This window comes from Amycolatopsis thailandensis (genome assembly GCF_002234405.1).
Lineage (GTDB): Bacteria > Actinomycetota > Actinomycetes > Mycobacteriales > Pseudonocardiaceae > Amycolatopsis > Amycolatopsis thailandensis.
Genome location: NZ_NMQT01000164.1, coordinates 17,818 through 27,737 on the forward strand (window position 1 = coordinate 17,818; position 9,920 = coordinate 27,737).

At 69.7% G+C, this 9,920-nt stretch carries 5 protein-coding genes; 1 reads left to right on the plus strand and 4 read right to left on the minus strand.

Annotated features, from left to right (window positions below):
* Positions 1-14: 14 nt before the first annotated feature.
* From CFP71_RS38365 to CFP71_RS38380, 4 genes are read right to left on the minus strand one after another with little or no spacing between them, the layout of a single operon-like run.
* Positions 15-2,108 carry an FUSC family protein gene (locus tag CFP71_RS38365; protein ID WP_093938798.1) on the minus strand — a complete coding sequence of 698 codons (2,094 nt, stop codon included), beginning with the start codon at positions 2,106-2,108 and terminating at the stop codon, positions 15-17.
* A complete protein-coding gene (locus CFP71_RS38370) occupies positions 2,105-5,188 on the minus strand; it encodes a GH92 family glycosyl hydrolase (protein ID WP_093938799.1) in 3,084 nt (1,027 codons plus the stop codon). Before CFP71_RS38370 ends, CFP71_RS38365 begins: the two co-directional genes overlap by 4 nt.
* A 55-nt stretch (positions 5,189-5,243) precedes the next feature.
* Entirely contained in the window at positions 5,244-6,002 is a 759-nt protein-coding gene (locus CFP71_RS38375; protein ID WP_093938800.1) for an SDR family oxidoreductase, read from the minus strand.
* A 31-nt stretch (positions 6,003-6,033) separates the two neighbouring features.
* Complete coding sequence (locus tag CFP71_RS38380) at positions 6,034-6,930, minus strand: RNA polymerase sigma-70 factor (RefSeq protein ID WP_093938801.1); 897 nt, start codon at positions 6,928-6,930, stop codon at positions 6,034-6,036.
* Between the two features lie 204 nt (positions 6,931-7,134).
* Here CFP71_RS38380 and CFP71_RS38385 point away from each other — a divergent pair, with 204 nt between their 5' ends.
* Positions 7,135-9,867: a M36 family metallopeptidase gene (locus tag CFP71_RS38385; RefSeq protein WP_093938802.1), complete on the plus strand. Its 2,733-nt coding sequence runs from the start codon at positions 7,135-7,137 to the stop codon at positions 9,865-9,867.
* Positions 9,868-9,920 lie beyond the last annotated feature (53 nt).

Here is a 9,920-nt window from a genome sequence, read left to right on the forward strand (position 1 = left end):
GACGAAGAAGGCCGTCACCCTTTCCCGGACGGCGCCGGATCCGTGGCCTCCACCCCGAACGAGCGGCCCAGCGCGATCACCGTCTCGTCGAGATGCCCGAAACTGGTGAGCACCGACCTCGCCCGGGGATCGTCGATCCGGTCCGCCACCGGCGTCCCGTCGTCCCGGACCAGCGTCCCGTGTCCGGAACCGCCGGGATCGCCGATCGCTTTCCCCAGCATCGCGATGTTCGCGCGGATCCGCCCGGTGTACAGCAGCAGCCGGTCCGCCTCGTTCACCAGCAGCCCGGCCTGCGACCGCGCGGCGACATGCCGGGCGCGGAAGGCGATCGTCTCCACCGTCGTGAGCACATGCCAGCCGTAGTCGCGACGGCTGCTGAGATTCACCGGATGGGTGAGCGGCTCGATGGTCGTGCGGACCTTGTCCACCGCCCGGTCCAGATCACGCGATTTCTCGATGACGCTCACGTTCTCCGCACCCGACAACAAGCCCGCGGTCTTCTCCACGAACTCGTCCAGTTCGTCCAGCAACGCCGAGACGTCGTCCAGCATCACCGCACGGGTGCGCACCGGCACGATCACCACCGCCGCCAGTACCCCGGCCGCCGCGCCCACCGCGGTCTCCGCGACCCGGATCCACAGCACCTCGATACTGAACGTCCCCAGCAGGCTGTAGAGCAACCCGAGCATGCTGGTGATGAAGAACGCCATGATCACCTGCGACACCCGCGCCATGTAGACCATGCCGAAAACGCACACCAGGATCAGTGCCAGCGTCGCCGGCGCGCTGCCCGACACCAGCAGCGCCAGCGCAAGCCCGCCCACGATCCCGATGAGGGTCCCGCCGAGCCGGCGGACACCCTTGACGAACGTCGCCCCCGCGGTCGACGAGCCGATGAACACCACGAACACCGTCAGCACCGCCCAGTACCACCGCTGGCTCGACACCAGCTCCCCGCCGAGCACGGCGAGCCCGCCGCCGACCACGGCCTGGATGGCGCTGCGCGTCTGGTTGTCGTAGGCGAACGCCGACGACTTCTCCTCGGGATCCTTGGGATCGTCGGCGGCGTCGAGGACTGCGGAGACGTCGTGCTCGGCGACCCGCTGCGCCCGCACATCGGCCAGCGCGAGTTCGGCGAGAGCGCGACGGACACCGTCGCCGGGTGCGGCGTGCTCGTCGATCCGGCTGCCTTCCACCAGCATCTTGCTGAACTCTTCGGTCTCGCTGATCAGCGGCAGCTCTCGCGGATCCCGCTCGATCAGCGACCGGAACCGCCGCATCCGCGCGATCAGATCGTCCCGGACGTCCTCGTCGAGATCCTCGGCACAGGTGCGCTGCACGGTGATCGTCAGCCACTGCACGGCCAGCTCGACCTCGATCGCGCGGCGGCGGAGCCGGTTCGCCGAGTCCGCGCCGGTCACCTCGGGCGCGGTGTCCTCGATGAGCAGCACCGACTCGTGCATGCGGGAGTTCGTCGTGCGGAGCCGCTTGCGGGTGCGCTCGCTGCCGCCCACCGCGAGGTGGTCTTCCGCCGCGCGCACCACGGCGGCGAGCCGTGCCCGGAACGCCCGCCGGATCCGGAGGAACTCCGCGTCGGTGTGCCTGCGTACCAGGACGAACCGGACCACCGCGTTGGCCGCGATGCCGATCGTCAGCGCCAGCAGCAGTGCCGGGACCTGCTTCAGATGCGTCTGGAGGAACATCGCGAAGAAGAACAAGAAGAACGACAGCGACCCCAGCGCGATCCCGCGCGAACCGAACCGCTGGGCGTAGACGGCGACGAAGATCAAGAGCACGAACACGACGCTGTCCAACGGCGGTACGGCCGAACCCACGCTGGCCGCGGTGAGCGACGCCGCGCCGAGTATCAGCCCGAGCAGCAGCGTCACCGCCTGCTTCGCCGGGGTCTCGTCGTTGACGGTGAAGGCGGAGGTCATGGCGGCGATCGCGGCGACGAGAGTGACCGTGAGCGGCTGGTGGAACGGCAGGATGGCCAGGACGGCGACGACGATGCTGAGCACGGCCGAGAAGGCGAGCCGGAGCCGGACCAGGCCGGGATCGGAGGCGACCAGGCGATCGGTCGTGGCCTGGGTGATGCGGGAGATCATCGGGCGAGCAGCTCTCCTTGGGCGAGGGTGACCCGCCGGGCGGTGGACGAGGTGATGCGAAGACGGTATCGGGCGTGCCGCGCCGGCTCGGCGAGGGCGAACGGCCGGGTCTGACGGCGCCAGCGGAACGCCTCGCCCTCGCGCTGGTCCAGCAGCGTCCAGCGCTCGCCGTCGTCGGACCCCTCCAGCACCCACGAACGCGGATCGCCCCGGCGGCTTCCCGAGGTCAGCGTGTACATCACGACCTCACGAGACGTGTCCTCGACGGGGAAATCGATGACGGGTTCACGGTCGGGGAAGGTGACCTCGGTCTTGGTGGTGTCGTCGAACAGGGCACCGGCGCCCGCCGTGATGTCCGTGAGCGGACACGGGGCGACGGGCTCGGCGGGGGAGCGGCCCCAGTCCGACGGTTGCTCACCCATCGTGAACGTCAGCACCGCCCCTTCGGCCAGCGCCGAATGCGCGAGCGTGGTGCTCTCGTGCGGCTTTCCGTCGATCGTCAACCCTTGGACGTAGACGGCCGTCTCCGAGTTGCCGGGTGCCTCGACGACGAGGTCTTTCCCGTTCTCCAGATGGACGGTCGCCTTCGTGAACAGCGGCGAGCCGATCGCGTACTCGGGGCTGCCCATCGCCAGCGGGTAGAACCCGAGCGCGCCGAAGACGTACCAGGCGGACATCTCGCCGTTGTCCTCGTCGCCCGGGTAGCCCTGGCCGAGGTCGCTTCCGACGTAGAGCCGCCGCAGGACCTCCCGCACGATCCGCTGGGTCTTGGAGGGCGCGCCGGCGAGGTTGTAGATCCACGGGATGTGGTGCGACGGCTGGTTGGAATGACCGTACTGTCCCATCCGGACGTCGCGGGCCTCGGTCATCTCGTGGATCAGCCCGCCGTACGAGCCCGGTTTGCGGCCGGTCTCCGGTGTCGCGAAGAACGTGTCCAGTTTGGACTCCAGCGCCCCGGTGCCGCCGTGCAGCGCGGCCAGCCCGGCGCCGTCGTGCGGGACGGAGAAGGCGGTGTTCCAGGAGTTCGTCTCGGTGAAGTCGCCGCCCCACGCCTCGGGGTCGTAACCCGCGGCCGCGAAGTGGCGGCTGCCGTCACGGTTGCGACCCTGGAAGAACCCGATCAGCGGGTCGAAGTGGTTCGCGTACTGCTGCGAGCGCTGCCGGAAGTATGCGGCGTCGTCGTGACGGCCGAGTGCCTCGGCGAGATTGGCCAGGCCGAAGTCGTTGACGCAACCCTCCAGCGCCCACGACAGTCCCTCGTGGACCGAGGTGGGCGTGAACCCGAGGAAGATCGACTCGTGCAAGCCCTTCCGGCCGACGCTCTGCCCGCGAGGCGTCACCGTCGCGTTCTTCAGCCCCGCCTCGTAGGCCGCCTCGACGTCGAAACCGCGCACGCCCTTGAGGTACGCGTCGGCGAACGCCACGTCGGAACTGGTGCCGGTCATGAGATTGGCGTAGCCGGGGGAGGACCAGCGCGAGATCCAGCCGCCTTCGCGGTACTGGCGGACGAACCCGTCGATCATCCGACCGCACCGGCCGGGGGTGAGCAGGGCGTAGGCCGGCCACGTGGTGCGGTAGGTGTCCCAGAAGCCGTTGTTGACGTACATCTCGCCGTCGACCACTTTCGCGCCGGTCCTGGTGCGTGTGCTGGGCCAGAGGCGGCGGATGACCGGGCTCGCGTGGCGGACGCCCTTCGGCGTGTCCTCGTGCGCGGAGTTCGGGTACAGGAACAGGCGGTAGAGGTTGGAGTAGAACGTCGTGCGCTGGTCCTCGGTCGCCCCTTCGATCTCGACCCGGTCCAGCACCTCTGCCCACCGCGCGCGGGCCCGGCCGCGGACCTGCTCGAAGCTCGTCCCGGCGGGGATCTCCAGGTCGAGGTTCCGCTTCGCCTGCGCGAGGCTGATCAGCGACGTCGCGATCCGCATCGTCACTTCACCGGCCGCGAACTCCAGGAACCCGGTCACCGTGCGCCAGGCCGGGCGGCGGATCTTCCCGCCGCGTGCGGCCGGGACGTCGAACTCGGCGTGGACGAACATCCGCCGCGCCCCGGCCGACAACCTGCTGCGGACCCAGGTGTGGCCGGTGACCACGCCGTTCGCCGCGTCGAGCCGCAACCCGCCCCGGTTGCGGGCGTTGTCGAACAGCAGCCAGCCACGATCACCCGGGAAGGTGAACCGGAACAGCGCCGCGTGATCCGCCGGGGCGATGTCGGTGGTGATGCCGTTGGCGAACCGGACACCGTAGTGATGTGGCCGGTCGATCTCGTCGTCATGGGAGAACGCGAGCGCGCGACGAGACCGGTCCGCTTCGATCTCGCCGATTCCCGGCATCACCTGGAAGGTGTGCCGGTCGCCCATCCACGGACTCGGCTGGTGCGACAGCGCGAACGCCTGCAACGCCGGGCGGTTCGTGGCGTCGTTGTGCCGGTGATAGCTGTAGAGCCAGTTCGTGACGGCCGCGTCGGTCACCGGGGTCCAGAAGTTGAAGCCGTGCGGGACGGAGGTCGCGGGGAAGTTGTTGCCCCGGGAGAACTTGTCGCTGGAATGCGTGCCGCGGGTGGTGCGGACGTGGTCCACCGGCTCGCGGATCTCGACCGTGCGCCCGGTGATCCGGACGTCGTCCAGCCAACCCGCGCTCGCGCCGTCCGGCGGCTCGCTGACCAGGACGATCCGGGCGATCCGCCGTCCGGCGAACCCGGCCAGTCCGCGGTGCACCAGGTTCCACTGGTCCACGTACAGCGTCTTGTCCAAGCCCTGCTCTTCGGCGCTGAAACCGGCGGCCGTCCCGTCGTCGAACTCGACGTCCAATGCCACGAAGGTGCTGCGGTAGCTGGGCACGGCGTCGGGTTCGGCCTCGGGGAAGACCACATAGGACAGTTCCGTGTGGCCGGTGACCTCGATGTCCACTTCGAACACCGTCGCGCGCAGCGTGTTCTCGTAGCGGAGGGCGTGCGCGCCGGTGAACCCGACGCCCGTCTTCGCCGTCGGCGACGACTCCGGTCCGGTACCGACCCGCAAGGCCGGATCCACCGGCTGTGGATCACCCGTTTCGAAGGAGGAGAAGAACCCGGTGATCGTCACCAGGCCACCGTAACTCGCACGCGTGAACCCGGCTCGTCGTGCCGCGTCCAGAGGACTAAACGCGTGAGGAGAGGAACTCCTCGAAGGTGCCCACACCGGTCGCGTTCCCCGGGGTCAGGTTCCCGCCCTCCCGGAACGCCCGGGACGCCTTGCCCGGCAGCCACAGCGACACGATCGGCTTCCGCCGCCCCACCGACCGCTGATACGCCTCCGCCAGGTCACGGGCGGTCCGCACCTCGGGGCCGCCCAGGTCCGGCACCCGCCCCGACGGCTCGCCGGACGCCAGCGCGACCAGCCGGTCCGCGACGTCGCCGGTGCTGACCGGCTGGAACCGGAAGCCGGACGGCATGAACGTCACCGGCAGCCGGCGCTGCGCCGTCGACGCCCGCGCGACGAGCTCGTGGAACTGCGTCGCGCGCAGCACCGTCCACGGCAGACCGGACTCCTCGATCACCTTCTCCGAGGCCAGCTTCTCGTTGTAGTAGAAGAACCGGATCACGTCGATGCCGACGATCGAGATGTACACCAGATGCGGGCTGCCCGCGCTCCGCGCCGCCTCGACCAGGTTCCGCGTCACCTGTTCGTCCCCGCGTCCCAGCGTCGACGCGCAGTGGATGATCGCCGAGACACCGGTGACGGCCTCGGCGAGACCGTCACCGGTCTTCAGGTCGCATCGCGCCCATTCGTGGGCGACGTCCGAGGGATGCGGCCGCCGGCTCATGATCCGGACGGGCCGATCGTCGGCCGCCAGCCGCCGCACCACCTCACGGCCGAGGTCGCCGGTACCGCCGGTCACCAGAATCGGTTTCATCACCCAGGTCCTCCGTTCACGAGAGTTTCCACCCTCAAGAACCGGCAGACCACCCGGAACGTGACAGCTGCCGCGAGAGGTACGCGAGTTTGTCCGGATTCCCGACCGCGCGGAGCCCGGCGATCCGGCTGTCCACCACCTCGAACCCCAGGACGCCGAACAAGGCGTCGCCTGCCGTCGCGATCACCGCGGGACCACCGTTGACCTCGCCGATCCCGATCGAGACCTGCGCGGCGCCGGCGAACATCCCGGCGTACAGCCGGGCGACCTTCGCCGCGCCGTGCACCGGACGCCGGGCCGCGGTGACCTTGCCGCCGCCGTCCGACCACGCCGTGACGTCGGAAGCCAGTAAACTCTCCAGGGCGGGAAGGTCACCGTCCCGCGCCGCCGACAGGAAGCTCTCGACCAGCTTCTCCAGATGTCGCGGGTTCGAAACCCGTCGCTCTCCCGATCGGTCCAGCGCCCGTCGCGCGCGGCTGTGCAACTGGCGCGAGTTGACTTCGGAGACGTCGAGGATCGCGCCGATCTCCCGATGGCTGTAGGCGAAGGCCTCCTTCAGCACGAACACCGCCCGCTCGACCGGGCCGAGCTGTTCCAGCAGCACCAGCATCGCCAGCGACACCGAATCCCGCTGCTCCGCCGTCTCCAACGGGCCGAGTGCGTCGTCCGAGGTCAGGACCGGTTCGGGCAGCCACGGCCCGACGTACCGTTCGCGCTGCGCCCTGGCCGAGGTCAGCCGGTTCAGGCAGAGATTGGTGACCACTTTCGCCAGCCACGCCCGCGGCGACTCGATCGACCCGCGCTCGGCGCCCGCCCACTTCGGATAGGCGTCCTGGACGGCGTCTTCCGCCTCCGCCGCCGAACCGAGGAGACGGTAGGCGAGCCCGAACATGACGGGCCGCAGCTGCTCGAATTCCGTGGCGCTGTCCATCGTCCCCTACGAATACCGCTGAGTCCACTGTGGACGGGTCAAGGCCGGGGGTGCCGCTCACCGGGATGGTCGTACCTGATCGGCGCTGACGTCCACAGTGACTGTATCGGTACGAAGGGAACGTCTGCGTCACCACCGAGAGAGGGGTCTGGAGTGACGTCACGTTCGTCGCGTTCGCGTGCCTCGTTGTGCGCCGTGACCGCAATGACAGTGTTAGCGCTGATCACGGCGCCCCAAGCCGGCGCGGCACCGGGACCGGGCGCCGTCCACACCACACCGGACAGATCCGGAAAGGACGTCGATGTCCGCGACACGGCGAGAACCGGCCCGCACGCCCTCGGCGCGCAGGACCGGCTCTCGGCATCCCAGGCGAACTCCGTCGCCAAGGCGCGAGCGGAACTCGGGAACCAGGCCTTGCTCGACTTCGACGAGCTGACCGGCACCCCCCGCGTCCTCGCCCGCACCGACGGATTCCTCACCGGCCCGAGCGCCGAGTCGCCTCGTGACATCGTCCTGAACTACCTGCGCAAGCACGAAGGGCTCGTCGGCCTGAGTGCCGACGACACCGCGAACCTGAACCTGCGCAAGGACTACGTCGACGTCGAAGGCACGCACCATCTGTCCTTCACCCAGGCCGTCGGCGGCGTCCCGGTCTTCGGCAACGGGCTGAAGGCGCACGTCACCAAGGACGGCAGGCTGATCCAGCTGGACGGCTCACCCGTGCGCGGCCTCCCCGCGTCGCTCGGCGCGAGTGCCTTGGCCGCACCCGCCCCGGACGCCAGGCAGGTCGCCTTCCTCACCCCCGACGGGATCCGCCCCGCCTGGTACCGGCTGACCAAACCCGCCGTGGACAAGATGTTCCAGGAAGTGACCGACGCGGGGACCGGGAAACTCCTGTACCGCAAGAACCTGGTCAACCACGCGAACGACGCCGACGGCGCCAAGGGGCTCGCCTGGGAGGCACAGCCCGGCCCGCAGAAGCAGGTCAACCTGACCCAGAAGGGCTGGCTGCCCGCCGACGCCAAGACCCTGGACGGCAACGTCGCGCACGTCGCCGCCGACGTCAACGGCGACCAGAAGTTCCAGCCGCAGGAAGAGATCGGGCCGAACACCGACGGCACCTACCGGTACAAGTTCACCGACTTCAACGCCGTCGTCGGCCCGCCGTGTTCCGCGGCGAGGCCGTGCTCCTGGGACCCGAAGACACCGGGCTCGTGGGCGAAGAACCGGGAACAGAACGCCGTGCAGGCGCTGGCCTACGTCGGAAGCTTCCACGACCATCTGGCCTCCTTCCCGATCGGGTTCACCCGCGAGGCAGGCAACTTCGAGAAGGTCGACGGTGACGCCGTCCAGGTCCACACCCTGCTCGGCGCCCAGACGCCGGGCTACTACGACAACGCGTTCATGGGCACCCCGCCGGACGGTCAGGCGCCGACGATGGGGATGTTCCTGTTCCACGACCCCCGGGATCCCAGCGATCCGTTCCTCGCCGCGAACTCCGCCGACGACGCCACGATCATCCACCACGAGTACACGCACGGCCTGTCCAACCGGCTCGTCGTCGACGCGCAGGGCAACTCGACGCTCAACACCTTCCAGTCCGGCGCGATGGGGGAGGCGTGGAGCGACTGGTACGCCTTCGACTACCTCGTCGGGCGTAACGCGATCAAGGACACCTCGGCGCCCGGTGAGCTCCTCGGCGGCGACTACGTCAGCAACGGCGTGCCCCTCGCCCGCACCCAGCCACTGGACTGTCCGGTCGGCGCCGGTGCGCCGCAGTGCCCCGGCACGCCCGGAGCCGGGCCCGGCGGCTACACCTACGGCGACCTCGGCCGGATCATCGGTGGCCCGGAGGTGCACGCCGACGGTGAGATCTGGGCGAGCACGCTGTGGGACGTCCGCTCCGCGCTCGGGGTGCCGCTGACGCGCGCCCTGGTCACCCGCGCGATGGAGCTTTCGCCCGCGTCGCCGTCCTTCCTCGACATGCGGAACGCGATCCTGCAGGCCGACACGGTGATCAACGGCGGCCGCGCGCACGCCAAACTGTGGAAGGCCTTCGCGGCCCGCGGCATGGGCTACTTCGCCGCGTCGATCACCGGCGCCGACACCCAGCCGGCCGAGGACTTCTCCACCCCGCCGCCCGCGGGCACCCCGACCGGGACCGTGACCGGCAAGGTCACCAACCACGACGGCGGGGCCCCGATCGCGGGCGTCGCCGTCCGGTTCGGCGGGCACGACTCAGGTTTCGCCGGGTCGCTGGCCGCGGTCACCGACGCCGCCGGCGTCTACACCATCCCCGGTGTGCTCCCTGGCACCTATCCGAAGGTGTACGCCTTCGGTGGCGGCGCGGACAGCGAGACCCGCGCGGTCTCGGTGCGCTCGGGTACCACCAAGGTCGACTGGTCACTGCGGTTCAACTGGGCCGCCGGTACCGCCGGTGCCGCGGTCGCCGGATTCAACGGCGTCGACTACACCCCGTACGGCTGCGGTCCCGGTGACTTGGCGGCCTCGTCGGTGCTGGGCGGTGGCGGCTGGTCGACCGACAAGGTCGTCCGCCCCGACGGCACGATCGAGACCCGGTTCGTGACCATCAAGCTGGGCAAACCGGTCAACGTCAGCGCTATCGAGATCGACCCGTCCAACGTCTGCGGCGACGACCCGCCCGCCGCGGCCAAGGACGTCACCGTCGAGACCTCGGTGGACGGCACGAACTGGGTGAAGGCGGGCACCGGCGACTTCAAACCCGCCGACCTGAACAAGCTCACCGCGCTTCAGCTCGCGCCGGGCAGCGCGACCGGGGTGCGGTTCGTGCGGCTGACCGTTTCGTCCAACCAGCTGTCCTTCTATCCGGAACGGACCTGCTCACCGCAGCCGACCACGGCCGGTTGCCTCTACATGGATGTGCAGAAGATGGCGGTTCGGGGCGCTCCCGCCTGACCGAACGGCCACCGGCGGCTCCGGTCCGCTCGCGAGTACATGAAGGCCCCCTT

What these genes read in the sequence shown, in the direction of transcription:
- CFP71_RS38365 (WP_093938798.1), bottom strand. Translation starts at nt 2,108, where the DNA reads ATGATCTCCCGCATCACCCAGGCCACGACCGATCGCCTGGTCGCCTCC.
- CFP71_RS38380 (WP_093938801.1), bottom strand. Translation starts at nt 6,930, where the DNA reads ATGGACAGCGCCACGGAATTCGAGCAGCTGCGGCCCGTCATGTTCGGG.
- CFP71_RS38385 (WP_093938802.1), top strand. Translation starts at nt 7,135, where the DNA reads ATGACAGTGTTAGCGCTGATCACGGCGCCCCAAGCCGGCGCGGCACCG.